Source organism: Rhizobium sp. TRM96647, assembly GCF_025780115.1.
Classification (GTDB): Bacteria; Pseudomonadota; Alphaproteobacteria; order Rhizobiales; family Rhizobiaceae; genus Mycoplana.
In genome coordinates this window covers 206,165-223,734 of record NZ_JAOXHF010000001.1, presented here as the reverse complement: position 1 = coordinate 223,734, position 17,570 = coordinate 206,165, and the positions used below count along the sequence as shown (strand labels likewise).

The window sequence follows — 17,570 nt, the reverse complement described above, 5'->3', positions numbered from 1 at the left end:
AATTGCTGGCGGTACCGACATCACGAGAGCGCCGTAAAAACTCTCGCCAGAGGGGCCCGGCACCAAAGTTTGGTGCTGCGGCGGGATGTCCGGGGCCGCAGCAGTTTCGTTTTCCCCGAAGTGTGCCGTTTCGTCAAGCTTTTTCGCGCAGCGGCCGGCTCGAGGGCACATCGGTCCGGCGGTGAAAGAAATGGATGCCGGCAGCGTACACAAGCCGGCATTCTGTCCCTATATTCCGGGGATCAGACCTGCCGCACGAGGAACACTTCACAATGAGCGCACCTTCCAAGATCAGCCCCGCCCTCACCCATTGGAGCGGGATCAACGGCCTGCCGCGCTTTGACCTCGTCTCCGACGACAGTTTTGCCGAAGCGTTCGATGCGGCCTTCGCCCTGCACGAGGCGGAGATCGACGTGATCGCGAGCAACGCCGAGGCGCCGACCTTCGACAATACCGTCACGGCGCTCGAGATCGCCGGCGACGAGCTTTCGCGCGTCTCGGCGCTGTTCTGGAGCCGCGCCGGCGCCAATACCAACGAGATCATCCAGGCGCTGGAGCGCGAGATCGCGCCGAAGATGTCGCGGCACTATTCGAAGATCGGCAACAATGCCGAACTCTTCGCGCGCATAGATGCGCTGTGGGAGGGGCGCGACGGGCTCGGGCTTTCGCTCGAGCAGACGCGCGTGCTGGAGCGGCACTGGAAGGGTTTCGTCAAGTCCGGCGCCAAGCTCGCAAAGCCCGAGCAGGAACGGCTGTCGGCCATCAACGAACAACTCGCCGGGCTCGGCGCGCAATTCGGCCAGAACGTGCTTGCCGACGAGAAGGACTGGTCGCTGCTGCTTTCCGAGGAAGCCGACCTCGAGGGGCTGCCCGACTTCCTCAAGGATGCGATGGCGGCGGCGGCCCGCGACCGGGGTGCGGAGGGCGGATATGCGGTGACGCTGTCGCGCTCGATCATCGAGCCGTTCCTGACGTTTTCCGCCCGGCGCGAACTGCGCGAGCAGGCGTTCCGCGCCTGGACCGCGCGCGGCATCACCGGCGGAGCGACCGACAACCGCGCGATCGTGCGCGAGACGCTGGCCTTGCGGGCGGAGAAGGCAGCACTTCTGGGCTACGAGAACTATGCCGCGCTCAAGCTCGACAACACGATGGCGAAAACGCCCGATGCCGTGAACGGGCTTCTCACCCAGGTCTGGGAGAAGGCAGTGGCGCGCGCCGCGGAGGAAGAGCAGGAACTTGCCCGCCTCGTCGCCGCCGAAGGGCGCAATCATCCCGTCATGCCGTGGGACTGGCGGTACTATGCGGAAAAGCTGCGAGCGGAAAAATTCGATTTCTCCGAGGCTGAACTGAAGCCCTATCTGCAGCTGGAAAAGGTGATCGAGGCGTGCTTCGACGTCGCCGGGCGGCTGTTCGGCATCCATGCCGTTCCGCTTGCGGGTGTGCCGGCCTATCACCCGGACGTGCGCGTCTTCGAGATCCGCGACCGCGACAACAGGCTTGTCGCCATGTTCCTCGGCGACTATTTCGCCCGGTCCTCCAAGCGCTCCGGCGCCTGGATGAGCTCCTACCAGAGCCAGCACAAGCTGTCGCTGAAGAACGGCACCACCGGCGAGATCCCGATCATCTACAACGTCTGCAATTTCGCAAAACCGGCCGAGGGTAAACCGGCGCTTTTGTCGCTCGACGACGCACGCACGCTGTTCCACGAATTCGGCCATGCCCTGCACGGCATGCTGTCGGACGTGACCTATCCGTCGGTCTCCGGCACCGGCGTCTCGCGCGACTTCGTCGAACTGCCCTCGCAACTCTACGAGCACTGGCTGACTGTGCCGGAGATTTTGAAGACCTACGCCGTGCACTACGAGACCGGCGAGCCGATGCCGCAGGCGCTCCTGGACAAGGTGCTGGCGGCGCGCACCTTCAACGCCGGCTTCGCCACCGTGGAGTTCACCTCCTCGGCCCTGGTCGACATGGCCTTCCACACACAGGGTGCGATCGAGGATCCGATGGCGGTTCAGGGCGAGGTGCTGGGGGAGATCGGCATGCCGGCATCGATCGTCATGCGCCACGCGACCCCGCACTTCCAGCATGTCTTTTCCGGGGACGGCTATTCGGCCGGCTACTATTCCTACATGTGGTCGGAGGTGCTCGATGCCGACGCGTTTGCCGCCTTCACGGAGACGGGCGACGCCTTCGATCCCGGCATGGCGGCGAAGCTGAAGGCCAACATCTATTCCGTCGGCGGCGCCATCGACCCCGAGGACGCCTACAAGGCCTTCCGCGGCAAGCTGCCGTCGATCGACGCGATGCTGGAGAAGAAGGGCCTGGCGGCCTGACCCCAGCCGCGTGACGGGCCCACTCTTCCCTTGAGAGGGGTGAGCAGCCCCGGACGTCATCTTCCCGTCACCGAACTGTATCGCTGGCGTCATCGATCCGTAACGTCGATGACACGTGACCGCCCGATGGTCGGCCGCGCGGATCGGACAGCGATTCGCGCGGTATCGACGAGGGATCCATGGCGACGGCGGCCGACCTCCTGACGCGGCGCTCCTTTCTACTGACGGCGGGTGCCGCCGGCCTTGCGGCCTCCTCGGCACTAGCCGTCCCGCACTATGCCCGGCGTCACGGCAGCCCGGTCTTCACCCACGGCGTCCAGTCGGGCGACGTCGACACCTCGTCGGGCATGATCTGGGCGCGAACCGACCGGCCGGCGGAGATCGCGGTCGAGTATTCCACCACAGAGAGTTTCACCAACGCCACGCGCGGCCCGGTCCTGAGGGCGGGACAGGAGACGGACTTCGCCGCAAAGCATCTGCTGACGGAGCTCCTGCCGGACCAGGACATCTTCTACCGGCTGACGGCGACGGATCCTTCTTCCGCGCACCTGGTCTCCGAACCGATCGTGGGCCGGTTCCGGACCGCGCCGCTGCGGCGGCGCTCGGTCCGGTTCGTCTGGTCCGGCGATACGGCCGGGCAGGGCTGGGGCATCGACGACATCGGCATGAAGACCTATTCGACCATGCTGCTGCACGAGCCGGATTTCTTCATTCATTCCGGCGACACGATCTATGCCGACAATCCCATCCCCGACGAGATCCGGCTTCGTGACGGGACGATCTGGAAGAACCGCATCGTCAGCGACGAGAAACGCGAGGTGGCGCGCACACTTTCGGAATATCGCGGGCAGTGGAAATACAACATGCTCGACCGGCACCTGCTGGACTTCAACGCGCAATGCCCGACATTCTTCCAGTGGGACGATCACGAGGTGCTGAACAACTGGTCGGCCTCCAAGGATCTCCGGGACGATCCGCGCTATCCGGAAAAGGACATCGCCGTCTATGCCGGGCGCGCCAAGCGCGCCTTTCAGGAGATGACGCCGATCCGCTATTGCGCCGACGAGCCGGGGCGGATCTTCCGCAAGATCGCCTATGGCCCGCTGCTCGACGTGTTCTTCGTCGACCTGCGTTCCTATCGCGATGCCAACCGCGGCAGGTCCGACCATCATCTGTTCGGCCGGCGACAGGCGGACTGGCTGAAGCGCGAACTTGCCGCGTCGAAGGCCACCTGGAAGGTGATCGCCTGCGACATGCCGCTCGGCGTGATGATCTGGGACGACTACGGCTTGAAGGTCGGCTACGAGGGGGTCGCCGACGGGCTGAACGGACCGCCCGCCGGACGCGAGCGCGACATCGCCAACCTGCTCTCGTTCATGCGTGACAACGCGATCCGCAACGTCGTCTGGCTCACGGCCGACATCCACTATACCGCGGCCCATCACTACGATCCGGCACGCGCTGTATTCAAGGAGTTCGAGCCGTTCTGGGAGTTCGTGTCCGGACCGCTGCATTCGGGCACCTACGGGCCGCATCCGCTCGACATGACGTTCGGGCCGGAGGTGCGCTTCATGAAGGCGTCGGGCGGCGGAGTCGACAGCAACCTGCCGCCCTCGGCCGGCCTGCAGTTCTTCGGGCTCGTCGACATCGAGGGCTCCAGCCAGCAGATGACCGTGCGGCTGATGGATCGGGAGGACAGGGAGCTGTGGAACGTCACACTCGATCCGGCGGTGACGGCCTGAACGCCGGCGTACAGAGTTTCGGCCTGCCTCTTTCGCAATTGCGTAAAACCATGTATGGAGCGCGCCAAATGCACGCGGTGCCTCCTTGTTCGTGCGCGCCCAGAACCTCAGAGATCAGAACATGTCCATTCGCAATATCGCGATCATCGCGCACGTCGACCATGGCAAGACCACGCTCGTCGACGAGCTCCTGAAGCAGTCCGGTTCCTTCCGTGAAAACCAGCGCGTCGCCGAGCGCGTGATGGACTCCAACGACATCGAAAAAGAACGCGGCATCACCATCCTCGCCAAGGCGACTTCGGTCGAGTGGAAGGGGACGCGCATCAACATCGTCGATACGCCCGGCCACGCCGACTTCGGCGGCGAAGTGGAGCGCATCCTGTCGATGGTGGACGGCGCGATCGTTCTCGTCGACTCGTCGGAAGGCCCGATGCCGCAGACGAAGTTCGTCGTCGGCAAGGCGCTCAAGGTCGGCCTGAAGCCGATCGTCGCAATCAACAAGATCGACCGTCCGGACGGCCGGCACGAGGAAGTGCTGAACGAGGTGTTCGACCTGTTCGCCAATCTCGACGCCACCGACGAGCAGCTCGACTTCCCGATCCTCTATGGTTCGGGCCGTAACGGCTGGATGAACGTAAACCCGGAAGGCCCGCAGGACGAAGGCATGGCGCCGCTGCTCGACCTCGTGCTCAAGCACGTGCCGGAGCCGACGGTTGCCGAGGGCCCGTTCCGCATGATCGGCACGATTCTGGAAGCCAACCCCTTCCTCGGCCGCATCATCACCGGCCGCATCCATTCCGGCTCGATCAAGCCGAACCAGACCGTCAAGGTCATCGGTCAGGACGGCCAGCTCATCGAGAACGGCCGTATCTCGAAGATCCTCGCCTTTCGTGGCATCGAGCGCACGGCGATCGAAGAGGCCCATGCGGGCGACATCGTCGCCATCGCCGGCCTGACCAAGGGCACGGTCGCCGACACGTTCTGCGATCCATCGGTCACCGAAGCTCTCAAGGCCCAGCCGATCGATCCGCCGACCGTCACCATGTCCTTCATCGTCAATGACAGCCCGCTGGCCGGCACTGAAGGCGACAAGGTGACGAGCCGCGTCATCCGCGACCGTCTGTTCAAGGAAGCCGAAGGCAACGTCGCGCTTAAGATCGAGGAGTCGGGCGACAAGGATTCGTTCTTCGTCTCCGGCCGCGGCGAACTCCAACTCGCCGTCCTCATCGAGACCATGCGCCGCGAGGGTTTCGAGCTCGCCGTTTCGCGTCCGCGCGTCGTCATGCACAAGGACGAGGCGACCGGCCAGATGCTCGAGCCGATCGAGGAAGTCGTGATCGACGTCGACGAGGAGCATTCCGGCGTCGTCGTGCAGAAGATGTCGGAGCGCAAGGCCGAGATGGTCGAACTGCGCCCGTCCGGTGGCAACCGCGTCCGTCTCGTCTTCTTCGCGCCGACCCGTGGCCTGATCGGCTACCAGTCGGAACTGCTGACCGATACGCGCGGCACGGCGATCATGAACCGCCTGTTCCACGACTACCAGCCCTACAAGGGCGAGATCGGCGGGCGCGTCAACGGCGTGCTGCTTTCCAACGAAGCCGGCGAAGCGGTCGCCTATGCGCTCTTCAACCTGGAAGACCGCGGCCCGATGGTCATCGACGCGGGCGAGAAGGTCTACATGGGCATGATTGTCGGCATCCACACGCGCGACAACGACCTCGAAGTGAACGTGCTCAAGGGCAAGAAGCTCACCAACATCCGCGCCGCCGGCAAGGATGAGGCCGTGCGCCTGACGCCGCCGATCAAGATGACGCTGGAGCGCGCGCTTTCCTGGATCCAGGACGACGAACTCGTCGAGGTGACGCCGAAGTCGATCCGCCTGCGCAAGCTCTATCTTGATCCGAATGATCGCAAGCGCTTCGAGAAGCAGCGTACGGCGGGTGCTGCCTGATTCGCGCTGAAGGCGTAAAAACATCCCCGAATTGATCAAGGCCCCGGCAGAAATGCCGGGGCCTTTTTCATGTGTGTGCCGCCCTATTACGGCTTGTGGCATTTCTTAAAAAAGCGTTAACTTTCCTAAAGGCCGCAAGCAAACTTGCCTGTGGGCAAGGGGATCTCGAGAAGGAGCCGGGATTCTCGCGGAGTCGGTGCGGGTTTAGAGTCATTTCGATGAAAACACTATCGATCGATGTGCGACGTGCCGAGCCGCAGGACGCGGCGGCCATCTCCGAGGCCCACAGGGCGTCGTGGCTGCATGCCTATGCGGGCATCATCCCCCACAAGCCGCTGGTGCAGATGGTTCAGCGGCGTGATGCGGCGTGGTGGCGCAAGGCGACCCGCGGCCCGGCAACGCTGCTCGTGCTCGACGTCGCCGGCGTGATCGCCGGCTATGCCACGCTCGGCCTGAACCGGGCGCGCGCCCTGCCGCAGGACGGCGAGATCTACGAGATCTATCTTCGGCCGGAGTATCAGGGTCTCGGTCTCGGCCGGATGCTGTTCGGCGAAAGCAAGCGGCTGCTGAAATCGCTCGGCTGCGAGGGCATGGTGGTCTGGTGCCTGGAGGAGAGCGATATGGCCGAAAGGTTCTTCCGCGCCGCCGGCGGGACCGACATCGCCGAGGGCATGGAGGATTTCGGCGAGAAGGAGCTGAAGAAGATCGGCTTCATCTTCCGCTAGACCGTTCCTGCACCGAGGATCGCCGCGCCGCGCGGATTGACTTCCGCCATCCGGGCCATACCTGAACAGGCGATCGCATCGCCGTGCTCCTCAAGGGGGCGAGCGTGCGACGGTCCAGCCTGGAGGAGAGGCTTGCCATGCGAACCAAGGTGATTGCTCTCGCGTTCCTTTCCGTTGCCTGTCACCCTGCCGCCCACGCCCAGGAGGGCGACGCCGCGGCCGGCGAAACGGTCTTCAAGAAATGTGCCGTCTGTCATGTCGTGGATACGGATACGAACAAGGTCGGTCCGTCGCTGCACGGGATCTTCGGACGCACGGCCGGTACCCATCCCGACTACAGGTACTCGAACGCGATGACGGAGGCCGGCAAAGGCGGCCTCGTCTGGGACGATGCCACGCTGCGCGACTACCTGCACAATCCCAAGGCGAAGGTGAAGGGCACGAAGATGGTCTTTCCCGGCCTGAAGGACGATGCCGACATCACCAATCTGCTCGCCTATCTGAAGCAGCACGCGACGTAGCGGGCCGGAGGCGGCCCGGGCGGGCTACCGAAGCCATCCGGTCCGGCAATTGCCTGCCATTTTCTTTCGTGAGATAGTTCTAACGCAGATTGCAGATTGATGCCCACGGCCGGAACCGGCGGGAGGGACGGATATGGCAGTCGTACTGGTGCTGGTGGCGATCGCGCTCGGGTCGGTGCTCTTTCATCTCCTGAGCCCTTGGTGGTGGACGCCGATCGCCTCCAACTGGAGCTACATCGACCACACCCTCGTCATCACGTTCTGGATCACCGGCGCGGTCTTCGTCGCCGTCGTGCTGTTCGTCGCCTATTGCGTCTGGCGCTTCCGTTATCAGCCAGGGCGGCGGGCGGCATACGAGCCGGAGAACCGCAGGCTGGAGAGCGGGCTTGCCGTCGGCACCGCGGTCGGCGTCTTTGCCATGCTGGCGCCCGGCCTGTTCGTCTGGCACCAGTTCATCACCGTTCCGCCGGAGGCCTCGGAAATCGAGGTCGTGGGCCAGCAGTGGCTGTGGAGCTTCCGGCTGCCGGGGGCGGACGGCAGGCTCGGGCGGGCCGAGACGCGGGACGTGACACCCGACAATGCGCTCGGGATCGACAAGGCCGATGCCGACGCGCTGGACGACATCGTCATCGAGGGCGGCGAACTGCATCTGCCGATCGGCAAGCCGGTGAAGGTGCTGCTGCGCTCCGTCGATGTGCTGCACGATTTCTACGTGCCGGAGTTCCGCGCCAAGATGGACATGATCCCCGGCATGGTCACCTATTTCTGGCTGACGCCGACGCGCACCGGCACCTTCGACATCCTCTGCGCCGAACTGTGCGGCGTCGGCCATCCGATGATGCGGGGCACGGTCGTCGTGGACACCGAGGCCGACTACGAGACCTGGCTCGCCGGACAGGTGACATTCGAGCAATTGCAGGCCGCCACGCCGGCCGCGACAACGGTGGCGGAGGTGCCTGCGAAATAGAGCGCCGGATCCGGGAGGGATCGGGAGAAGGAGGAGAACGATGGTGGAGGCATCAGGGGCAGGCGAGGTCATTCCACCCGCTGCGGTGGAGGACGTCGAGCTCTATCATCCGCACAGCTGGTGGACGCGCTACGTCTTCAGCCAGGATGCGAAGGTCATCGCCATCCAGTATTCCTGCACGGCGATCGCCATCGGGATGGTGGCGCTGGTGCTGTCCTGGCTCATGCGGATCCAGCTCGCCTTTCCGGGCGCGCTCACCTTCCTCGATGCCGAGCGCTACTACCAGTTCATCACCATGCACGGCATGATCATGGTGATCTACCTGCTCACCGCGCTCTTCCTCGGCGGCTTCGGCAACTACCTGATCCCGCTGATGGTCGGCGCGCGCGACATGGTGTTTCCCTACGCCAACATGCTGAGCTACTGGCTGTATCTCGTGGCGGTGCTGGTGCTGGTGGCGAGCTTCTTCGCCTCCGGCGGCCCGACGGGAGCGGGCTGGACGCTCTATCCGCCGCAGGCGATCCTGTCCAACACGCCGGGCGGGCAGGACTGGGGCATCGTCCTGATGCTGGTCTCGCTCGTCATCTTCATCATCGGGTTCACCATGGGCGGCCTCAACTATGCCGTCACCGTCCTGCAGGGGCGGACCCGCGGGATGACGCTGATGCGCATGCCGCTCACGGTCTGGGGCATCTTCACCGCGACCGTGATGGCGCTGCTTGCCTTTCCGGCGCTGTTCGTCGCCTGCGTCATGATGCTGTTCGACCGGCTGGCCGGCACCAGCTTCTTCATGCCGGCCATCGTCGAGATGGGCGAGCAGCTCAAGCATGGCGGCGGCAGTCCGATCCTGTTCCAGCACCTGTTCTGGTTCTTTGGCCATCCGGAGGTCTACATCGTCGCCCTGCCGGCCTTCGGCATCGTGTCCGACCTGATCAGCACGCATGCGCGCAAGAACATCTTCGGCTACCGCATGATGGTCTGGGCGATCGTCATCATCGGCGCGCTGTCCTTCGTCGTCTGGGCGCACCACATGTATGTCAGCGGCATGAACCCCTATTTCGGCTTCTTCTTCGCCACGACGACGCTGATCATCGCGGTGCCGACGGCGCTGAAGGTCTACAACTGGACGCTGACGCTGTGGCGCGGCAATATCCACCTGACGCTGCCGATGCTGTTTGCGCTCGCCTTCATCGTCACCTTCGTCAATGGCGGGTTGACCGGGCTGTTCCTCGGCAACGTCGTCGTCGACGTGCCCCTGTCCGATACGATGTTCGTCGTCGCCCATTTCCATATGGTGATGGGGGTGGCGCCGATCCTCGTGATCTTCGGCGCGATCTACCACTGGTATCCGAAGGTCACCGGGCGGATGCTCAACGAAGGGATGGGCCAGGTGCATTTCTGGATTACCTTCCTCGGCGCCTACCTGATCTTCTTTCCGATGCACTATGTCGGGCTCGTCGGCGTTCCGCGACGCTACAACGAGATCGGCGAGACCAGTTTCGTGCCGGCATCGGTGCACGACCTGAACGTCTTCATCACCGTCATGGCGCTCGTGGTCGGCGCAGCACAGATCCTGTTCCTGTTCAACCTCGCCTGGAGCCTGCGGCACGGTCGCGAGGCCGGCGGCAATCCCTGGCGGGCGACGACGCTCGAATGGCAGACGCCGCAGACCCCGCCGGCGCACGGCAACTGGGGCAAGGACCTGCCCGTCGTCTATCGCTGGGCCTATGACTACAGCGTGCCGGGCGCGCCGGAGGACTTCATCCCGCAGAACCAGCCGGGTCTCTTTCCGACGCGGGAGGCCGGCGCATGAGCGCGATGCTCCTGTTCCTCTGCGTGATCGCGGCGATCGCCATCTGGTGGTCGGCCGGGCAGGGGCTGATGTCGAAACCCTGGCTGGAGGTCGGTGTTGCCGCAGCCGGCAGGCCGCAAGACGGGCGCGATCCCGACCGGCCGAAACTGCCGGCCCAGAAGATCGGGCTCGGCGTCTTCCTCGTGGTCGTCGGCGCGCTGTTCACGCTGTTCATCAGCGCCTACCTGATGCGCGTGAACACGCAGGACTGGTGGGCGACGCCGGTTCCGCGGCTGCTCTACATCAATACGGGCATCCTCTTCGCCAGCAGCCTCTGCCTGCACTGGGCGAAGGTCGAGGCCATCCGTGGCCGGCGCGACCCGTTGAGGACGGCGATGCTGGCTGGACTTGCGAGCGCGCTTGCGTTCGTCACGGGGCAGGTCTTCGCCTGGCGGCAGCTGGCGGCGGCGGGCTATACCCTGACCGACGATGCCTCCACCAGCTTCTTCTACGTGATCACCGGCATGCACGGCCTGCACATTCTCGGCGGCATGGTCGCGCTCGTGCGGACGGCGCGCCTCGTGCGGGCCGAACCGGTCGTCTCGCCGCGGCTGCGGCTCAGTGTCGAGCTCTGCGCCACCTACTGGCATTTCATGCTCGCCGTCTGGCTCGTGCTGCTGGCGCTGTTTGCGGGATGGGCCGGCAGCATCGTCGCCTTCTGCCGGCAACTGGTCACATAGGGAGACGCGGTCATGGCGCAGGTCGTTCAGACACATTCCGAAAAGCCGCACCTGCCGCCGGACGGCCGGCAGGGCTTCGTGTCGGACTGGGCCTCGGACCAGCAGGTGTTCAAGAACGTCTCCTGGGGGAAGGCCATGATGTGGATCTTCCTGCTCAGCGACACCTTCATCTTCGGCTGCTTCCTCATCGCCTACATGACGGCGCGGATGTCGACGGTGGTGCCCTGGCCCAATCCCAGCGAGGTCTTCGCGCTGACGATCGCAGGGCACGAGATCCCGCTGATCCTGATCGCCATCATGACCTTCGTGCTGATCACCTCGAGCGGCACGATGGCGATGGCCGTCAATTACGGCTACCGGCGCGATCGTCGCATGACGGCGCTTCTGATGCTGCTGACGGCGATCTTCGGCGCGACGTTCGTCGGCATGCAGGCCTTCGAATGGACCAAGCTGATCCACGAGGGCGTGCGGCCGTGGGAGAACCCGTGGGGTGCCGCGCAATTCGGCTCGACCTTCTTCATGATCACCGGCTTTCACGGCACCCACGTGACGATCGGGGTGATCTTCCTGCTCATCATCGCCCGGAAGGTCTGGCGCGGCGACTTCGACACCGAACGGCGCGGTTTCTTCACCAGCCGGAAGGGGCGCTACGAGATTGTCGAGATCACCGGTCTCTACTGGCACTTCGTCGACCTCGTCTGGGTCTTCATCTTCGCGTTCTTCTATCTGTGGTGAGGCAGCGTCATGGCACAGGCAACCGTCGAGACCTCAGGACACGGAGCCGTCCCGGCATCGGGAGAGGCCGAGCACCAGCAGCATCCGATCAGGCTCTATCTCGTCGTGTGGGGCCTGCTCTTCGTGCTCAGCATCTGCTCGTACATGGTCGATTATTTCGGCGTGCAGGGGCTGTGGCGCTGGTCGCTCATCATCGTCTTCATGCTCCTGAAGGCGGGGCTCATCGTGGCGTTCTTCATGCACATGGCGTGGGAGCGACTGGCCCTGATCTATGCGATCCTGCTGCCGCCGCTCGCCGTCCTGGTCTTCGTCGCCCTGATGGTGCCCGAGGCGCATCATACGCTGTTGACGCGGCTTGCCTTCTTCGGTGCGACCCCCGGCAACTGAACCCCGCGTGAAGGGCGGAGCCGGCGGCCGGCCCGCTCTCCGCTACCAATGGCTTGTTGCGTTGCAGCGCGTTTCGCTTTACGAAGCCGCGGAAATCCACTGCACTTAACGGAGCGATCATGCGCATCGATGCAATCTCCATCGGCAAGAACCCGCCGGAAGACGTCAACGTCATCGTCGAGGTTCCCGTCGGCGGTCACCCGATCAAGTACGAGATGGACAAGGAAGCCGGCGCGCTGGTCGTCGACCGCTTCCTCTATACGCCGATGACCTATCCGGGCAATTACGGCTTCGTGCCGCATACGCTGTCCGAGGATGGCGACCCGATCGACGTGCTGATCGCCAACACCCGCCCCCTCGTTCCGGGCTGCGTCATCAATGTCCGCCCGATCGGCGTCATGGTCATGGAAGACGACGGCGGCAAGGATGAGAAGATTCTCGCCGTGCCGGTGCCGAAGCTGACGCGCCGCTACGACAAGGTCGAGAACTACACGGACCTGCCCGAAATCACGCTGAAGCAGATCGAGCACTTCTTCGAGCACTACAAGGATCTGGAGCCCGGCAAGTGGGTGAAGATCGCGGGCTGGCAGGACGTGAACGTCGCCAAGAAGCTCATCGTAGAGGCGATCGAGCGCTACAAGGCGGACAAAAAGTAAGCCGTCCCGCCTACAGGCCGAGCTTTCTCAGGATATCCTCCGGGTCGCCCTCGATCCGGAGGATTTTCTTTCTCTGGGTCTCGCCGCTTGCGAGGGTGACGGCCGATTTGGCGACGCCGGCGGCCTTCGCCACGACTTCCACCAGGGCCTTGTTCGCCCGTCCCTTCTCCGGCACCGCGCGGACGCGGACCTTGAGATGGCGCTCGCCCTGCGCATCCGTGTCGATGCCGTCGATCCCGTCGCGGCCGCCGTTCGGGGTCAGGCGGACCGTCACCGTCACGTGACCGACGTGCCGGCGAAAGGGCATGTCCTCAGAGGCCGAGGAGCGCCGGCGCCAGCACGCTGCGAATGATCTGCTCGAGGAAGAAGAGGATGATCAGAACCACGATCGGCGACAGGTCGACGCCGCCGAAATCCGGCAGGAAACGGCGGATCGGCCGATAGACCGGCTCGGTCAGGTTGTAGAGCGCGCGGCCGATCGAGGCGATGACCTGGTTGTTGGTGTTGATCACGTTGAACGCATAAAGCCAGGAAAAGATGGCCGATGCGATGATGATGAACCACGCGATGCTGATGATGAACAGCAGGGTGTTGATGATCGCGATCATGGTTGTCTCGTTGTCTCCGGTTGCTTGCGACCACATGTAGCCATTGGCCGTCCCGCCAGCAAGTGGCCCCTGTTCCTGCTACCGCAAACATGTTTAATGCGCGTCATGCGTCCTATCGTCGTATGAAAGTTCAAGCTGCATGTCCACGCCCACCGAGGGCCACCGGTTCGCCGCCTTCAGGCACGCCTCCTATGCCCGCTTTTTCGTCTCCCGTTTTCTGAACTCGTTCTCGACGCAGATCGTCAGCGTGGCAGTCGGCTGGCAGATGTATGACCTGACCGGCGACCCCTTCATGCTCGGCCTGATCGGGCTGATGCAGTTCATGCCCTCGCTCGCGCTCATCCTCGTCACCGGTTCGGTGGCCGACCGGTACAACCGGCGCATGGTCATGGCGATCTGCCTTGGGGTCTGCACGCTCTGTGCCGCAGCGCTGCTCGGGCTGTCCGAGCTTGGTCGGTTCACGCCGCTCTCGGTCTTCGCCGTGCTCGTCGTCTTCGGCATCGCGCGCGCCTTTCTCGGCCCGGCCATGCAGTCGCTGGCGCCCAATCTGGTGCCGGAGAAAGATCTCTCCAACGCGATCGCGTGGAACTCGACGGCGCAGCAGACAGCGACGATCGTCGGGCCGGTGACCGGAGGCCTGCTGTACGGGCTGGGCGTCGCCGTGCCCTATGCCGTCAGCATTGTCCTGTTCGTGGCCGCGTCCGTGGCCGTCATCTCGATCCCCAAGCCGCCGCAACGCATCGCCGGTGCCGCGAAGAGCTGGGAGAGCCTGGTCGCCGGATTCCGCTACATCCGGGCGGAGAAGGTGGTGCTGGGGGCGATCTCGCTCGACCTGTTCGCCGTCCTGCTCGGCGGGGCCATCGCGCTGATGCCGGTGTTTGCCCGCGATATCCTGGCACTCGGTCCCTGGGGGCTGGGCCTGCTGCGGTCGGCGCCCGGCGTCGGGTCCGTGGCCATGGCCTTCTGGCTCGCCGCGCACCCGATCCGCCATCGCGCAGGCGTCCTGATGCTGATCGGCGTCGGCCTCTTCGGGCTGGGCACCGTCATCTTCGGCCTGTCGCAATGGGCCTGGCTATCGATCGCCGCACTGGTGATCATGGGGGCGTCGGACATGATCTCGGTCTATGTTCGCAACTCGCTCGTCATGCTCTGGACGCCGGACGAACTGCGTGGTCGCGTAACGGCGGTGAACATGGTGTTCGTCGGCGCCTCGAACGAGCTCGGCGAGTTCCGGGCAGGCACGATGGCTGCGATGATCGGCGCGGTGCCGGCCGTGGTGATCGGTGGCATCGGCACGATCGTCGTGTCCGCCCTCTGGGCTCTCTGGTTTCCGAAGCTGCGGAGAATCGATTCGCTCGCCGTCCCGGACAGGCGTCGCCTGCCGGGGTAGCCGACAGGCAAAGGCGCCCGCCGCCTCAGTTCTCGTGGAAGATGCGGTCCAAAAAGCCCATCATCCACTGGCGCAGCGCGGCATCGTGCACCAGCCTGCCGTCGAGATGGGCGCTGCCGACCTGCGCGCCCGGCAACTCGAAGCGCTGGGCCCCGTGCACGACCCAGCGGTGCATCATCGCCAGCGTCAGCTCGCCGTGGAACTGGATGCCCCAGGCATTGTCGCCGTAGCGGTAGGCCTGGTTTTCGTAGTGCTCGCCGGTGGCCAGCAGCGTGGCGCCGGCGGGAATCGTGAAGCCCTCGCGGTGGAACTGGTAGACCATCGAGGGCCAGGTCATCAGGTCCCGTCCTGCATCCGTCGGCTGCAGCGGGTACCAGCCGATCTCGGTCATGCCGTCGACATGCGGGCCGACCTCGCCGCCGAGGTGGCGCACCAGCATCTGCGCGCCGAGGCAGATGCCGAGGAAGGGACGATCTTCGGAGAGCGGCACCTGCAGCCAGTCGATCTCGCGCCTGATGTAGTCGAGGTGGTCGTCGTTGGCGCTCGTCGGGCCGCCGAAGACGATGGCGCCGGCATGCCCGTCGAGCGTTTCGGGCAGGGGTTCGTCGAGCACGGGGCGTCGAATGTCCAGCGCGTATCCCGCCTGCTGGAGGATCTGGCCGACGCGGCCGGCACTGGACGTTTCCTGATGGAGGACGATGAGGATCGGGCGATCTTTCGGACCGGGCCTGCGTGGTATCTGAAGCATCTCGTCGGCTATCCTGGCACGCTTCCCCCCGGGTTCGACATCTTCCCGGCAGGGCGCGCAATGCAATCCAAAATGTCAGAGGTGGTCATGCCTGTCCACCCGATTGCGTGCCGGCGGAGGGCCGATGCCTTCAGTCGGCCGCGTCTTCCGTGGCGCCGCGGCGGCCGGCAACCTCCTGCCGCTTCATGATCCGCTCCCGGCCGGAAACGCCGAGGAGATCGGCGATCCGCCAGATCGCATGGTCCTCGAGCTCGCTGCGATCGCCGTCGGCATAGACGATCTCCCAGAGCAGGCCGACGAGGTCGACCTTCTGTTCGTCCGAGAGCTGCCGCTTCAGTTCGGAGGTGAACTGGAAGAAGTCGATCGCCTCGCTGGCGGCAGCCGTGCCGGTGTCGACGAGCGCCTTGAACTGGGCTTCATCGAGGCCGTAGAGCTCCTGGAAGCGTTCCCTGAGCGCGGAGCGTTCCGCATCCAGGATGTGGCCGTCGGACTCCATGACCTGGATGCACAGCGCCATGACGGCCACGCGCGGATCCCCGGCCTCGTAGTTCTGTCTTCCCGTGCCTGAAAGACCGGAGAGGAAACGCTGCAATTTTTCGAACATACTACCCCTGGAATGTCGCTGTGAGAGGGACCGGCACCAAGAAGGGTCCCGGTCCTAGAAGAAGCGGAAGCCGCCGTTTGCGGTGCCGGCCTCCCTGTGTGCTTCGGCCTTCACGCCCGGATCGTCCGGCAGGCCGCCGAAGAAGGGTTTCGGCTCATCTGCGGCAGGTGTGGTCCGGGCCGCGGTCGCGGGCGGCGGTCCCGCCTTCTCCACGGGCTGTGTCCCGATATCGGGCTTCAGCGCGATTTCTCCCGCAGGCTCCGGCTTTTTTGCAGGCGGGCTTGCGACGGCCCGGTCGGCAATCGCCACGGGCGGCAGCGTGCGGATGGCCTCCTCGGCGGGGTTGACCGCGCCGTTTTCGATCGGCCCCTGCCATTCGCTGACCGGCGTCTTCCACTCGAAGGCGTCGAGCTTGCCGGTGACCGGCGAGACGGGAAGCCATTCCGGCGACGTCACGCCGTCGGCGGTCCAGGCGGGATCGCGCGGCGCCTTCAGCGCCTGGTTCATCCAGTGGCGGATCCGGCCCTGGTCGCCGGTATCGGCGTCCTCGATGTCGGCAAGCAGCAGGAAGGTGCGCTCGCTCGGCGCCAGCCTTGCGGCAGCCTCGGCCTTGGGCCGCGCCACGGCGAACTGGCGCGCGTCGAGGGCCGCCTGGGCGACGGCGAAGAGCGTCTCGGCATTGTTCGGATGCAGCGCTTCCAGCTTCTCCGCGCGCTTGAGCCGGTCGAGTGCGGAATCGCCGGTGCGGGAGTGGACGAAAAGGCAGGCGACATCGGGGTGCGGCCCGGCCTTCCACAATCGCTCGAGAATATTGGACGCCTTGCGCAGATTGTCCTCGCGCAGATAGGCCTTTGCCGCGATCAGGCCCGCCGGAACGAAGGTCTCGTCGATCTTCAGGGCCGCGAGCGCATCGTCGCGGGCCGCCTTGGGATCGGTCTGGCTTTCCAGCCTTGCGCGTGCACGGGCGGTCAGCAGGACGACCTTGCGCCGGTCGAGCTGCTTTCGCTCCTCGGGGGAGGCGGGCCTGTGGTGGTCGACGAGTTTCAGCGCCTCGTCCCATTCGCCGGTCCGCGAGTGTTGTTCCAGAACCGCATCGGCGGCCCAGGGCAGCTGCGGCGCGGTTTCGGCGGCGCGCTCGGCATACTGTCGCGCGGCCTCCGAGGCGCCGAGACGGCGTGCCTCGAGGTAGAGCCCGCGCAGGCCGAGTTCGCGTGTCTCCGGATCGTCGGCCATCAGCTCGAACTTGCGGCGGGCCTCATCGTGGTTGCCTTCGATCAGTGCGGCCTGGGCCTCAAGAAGATGGACCAGCGGCTCCTGGTCCGCCCTGATCAGGCCCTTGGCGCGCGACAGCATCTTGCGGGCGGAGGCGGCATCGCCGGCGCCGGCGGCGATCAGCCCGGTTGACAGGGCTTGGTAGCCGCGATCCCGCTTGCGGGCGCGGAAATGACGCTGGAGCGCATGGGGCGAGGTCAAGACGACGCGCAGCAGCCACCAGACGAAGATCACCGCCGCCATCAGCGAAACGGTGATCGTGGCGGCGACCATCAGGCTCATGGCGATGCGCTGGCCCTGCCAGATGATCGACAGTTCGCCGGGCCGGTCGGCCAGCCAGGCAAAGCCGAGGCCGAGGGCGAGCACGAGGAGAACGAAGCAGAGCAGTCTTGTCAT

The 17,570-nt window shown here is 65.0% G+C and carries 17 protein-coding genes; 12 read left to right on the top strand and 5 right to left on the bottom strand.

The window, feature by feature from the left end:
• Nucleotides 1-272: 272 nt before the first annotated feature.
• The 11 genes from OCK02_RS01045 to ppa all read left to right on the top strand — a co-directional run bounded on the left by OCK02_RS01045 (nucleotide 273) and on the right by ppa (nucleotide 12,552).
• Nucleotides 273-2,336, top strand: a complete 2,064-nt coding sequence (locus OCK02_RS01045) for a M3 family metallopeptidase (RefSeq protein ID WP_263811423.1) — start codon at nucleotides 273-275, stop codon at nucleotides 2,334-2,336.
• 179 nt (nucleotides 2,337-2,515) lie between these two features.
• A complete protein-coding gene (locus OCK02_RS01040; RefSeq protein ID WP_263811422.1) occupies nucleotides 2,516-4,078 on the top strand; it encodes an alkaline phosphatase D family protein in 1,563 nt (520 codons plus the stop codon).
• Between the two features lie 121 nt (nucleotides 4,079-4,199).
• Nucleotides 4,200-6,029: a translational GTPase TypA gene (gene typA, locus OCK02_RS01035; RefSeq protein ID WP_230806017.1), complete on the top strand. Its 1,830-nt coding sequence runs from the start codon at nucleotides 4,200-4,202 to the stop codon at nucleotides 6,027-6,029.
• Nucleotides 6,030-6,247: 218 nt separating this feature from the next.
• Nucleotides 6,248-6,754 carry a GNAT family N-acetyltransferase gene (locus OCK02_RS01030; RefSeq protein ID WP_230806015.1) on the top strand — a complete coding sequence of 169 codons (507 nt, stop codon included), beginning with the start codon at nucleotides 6,248-6,250 and terminating at the stop codon, nucleotides 6,752-6,754.
• A 137-nt stretch (nucleotides 6,755-6,891) separates the two neighbouring features.
• Nucleotides 6,892-7,275 carry a c-type cytochrome gene (locus OCK02_RS01025; protein WP_263811418.1) on the top strand — a complete coding sequence of 128 codons (384 nt, stop codon included), beginning with the start codon at nucleotides 6,892-6,894 and terminating at the stop codon, nucleotides 7,273-7,275.
• Nucleotides 7,276-7,408: 133 nt separating this feature from the next.
• Complete coding sequence (locus OCK02_RS01020) at nucleotides 7,409-8,242, top strand: cytochrome c oxidase subunit II (RefSeq protein ID WP_263811417.1); 834 nt, start codon at nucleotides 7,409-7,411, stop codon at nucleotides 8,240-8,242.
• Between the two features lie 40 nt (nucleotides 8,243-8,282).
• Nucleotides 8,283-10,055, top strand: a complete 1,773-nt coding sequence (gene ctaD, locus OCK02_RS01015; RefSeq protein ID WP_263811415.1) for a cytochrome c oxidase subunit I — start codon at nucleotides 8,283-8,285, stop codon at nucleotides 10,053-10,055.
• Nucleotides 10,052-10,774: a cytochrome c oxidase subunit 3 gene (locus OCK02_RS01010; protein ID WP_263811413.1), complete on the top strand. Its 723-nt coding sequence runs from the start codon at nucleotides 10,052-10,054 to the stop codon at nucleotides 10,772-10,774. Before ctaD ends, OCK02_RS01010 begins: the two co-directional genes overlap by 4 nt.
• Nucleotides 10,775-10,786: 12 nt before the next feature.
• Entirely contained in the window at nucleotides 10,787-11,509 is a 723-nt protein-coding gene (locus OCK02_RS01005; protein WP_263811412.1) for a heme-copper oxidase subunit III family protein, read from the top strand.
• 9 nt (nucleotides 11,510-11,518) lie between these two features.
• Nucleotides 11,519-11,896 (top strand): cytochrome C oxidase subunit IV family protein, encoded by a 378-nt coding sequence (locus tag OCK02_RS01000; protein ID WP_230806002.1) that lies wholly within the window; start codon nucleotides 11,519-11,521, stop codon nucleotides 11,894-11,896.
• 119 nt (nucleotides 11,897-12,015) lie between these two features.
• Nucleotides 12,016-12,552, top strand: a complete 537-nt coding sequence (gene ppa / locus OCK02_RS00995) for an inorganic diphosphatase (protein WP_230806000.1) — start codon at nucleotides 12,016-12,018, stop codon at nucleotides 12,550-12,552.
• Nucleotides 12,553-12,562: 10 nt separating this feature from the next.
• Here ppa and OCK02_RS00990 read toward each other — a convergent pair whose 3' ends face one another.
• Nucleotides 12,563-12,859 (bottom strand): DUF167 domain-containing protein, encoded by a 297-nt coding sequence (locus OCK02_RS00990; protein WP_263811410.1) that lies wholly within the window; start codon nucleotides 12,857-12,859, stop codon nucleotides 12,563-12,565.
• A 4-nt stretch (nucleotides 12,860-12,863) separates the two neighbouring features.
• On the bottom strand, nucleotides 12,864-13,160 hold the full coding sequence (locus tag OCK02_RS00985; protein ID WP_230805996.1) for a YggT family protein: 297 nt from the start codon (nucleotides 13,158-13,160) through the stop codon (nucleotides 12,864-12,866).
• Between the two features lie 139 nt (nucleotides 13,161-13,299).
• On the opposite strand from OCK02_RS00985, the gene OCK02_RS00980 reads away from it, so the two are divergent.
• Entirely contained in the window at nucleotides 13,300-14,550 is a 1,251-nt protein-coding gene (locus tag OCK02_RS00980; protein WP_263811409.1) for an MFS transporter, read from the top strand.
• Nucleotides 14,551-14,575: 25 nt separating this feature from the next.
• Here the strand turns inward: OCK02_RS00980 and OCK02_RS00975 are convergent, their stop codons facing one another.
• The 3 genes from OCK02_RS00975 to OCK02_RS00965 all read right to left on the bottom strand — a co-directional run bounded on the left by OCK02_RS00975 (nucleotide 14,576) and on the right by OCK02_RS00965 (nucleotide 17,570).
• A complete protein-coding gene (locus tag OCK02_RS00975) occupies nucleotides 14,576-15,298 on the bottom strand; it encodes a glutamine amidotransferase (protein WP_230805994.1) in 723 nt (240 codons plus the stop codon).
• A gap of 130 nt (nucleotides 15,299-15,428) precedes the next feature.
• Nucleotides 15,429-15,902, bottom strand: a complete 474-nt coding sequence (locus tag OCK02_RS00970) for a TerB family tellurite resistance protein (RefSeq protein ID WP_230805993.1) — start codon at nucleotides 15,900-15,902, stop codon at nucleotides 15,429-15,431.
• Between the two features lie 54 nt (nucleotides 15,903-15,956).
• The gene (locus tag OCK02_RS00965; RefSeq protein ID WP_263811407.1) at nucleotides 15,957-17,570 is read right to left on the bottom strand and encodes a heme biosynthesis protein HemY; all 1,614 of its coding nucleotides are present in this window, start codon (nucleotides 17,568-17,570) and stop codon (nucleotides 15,957-15,959) included.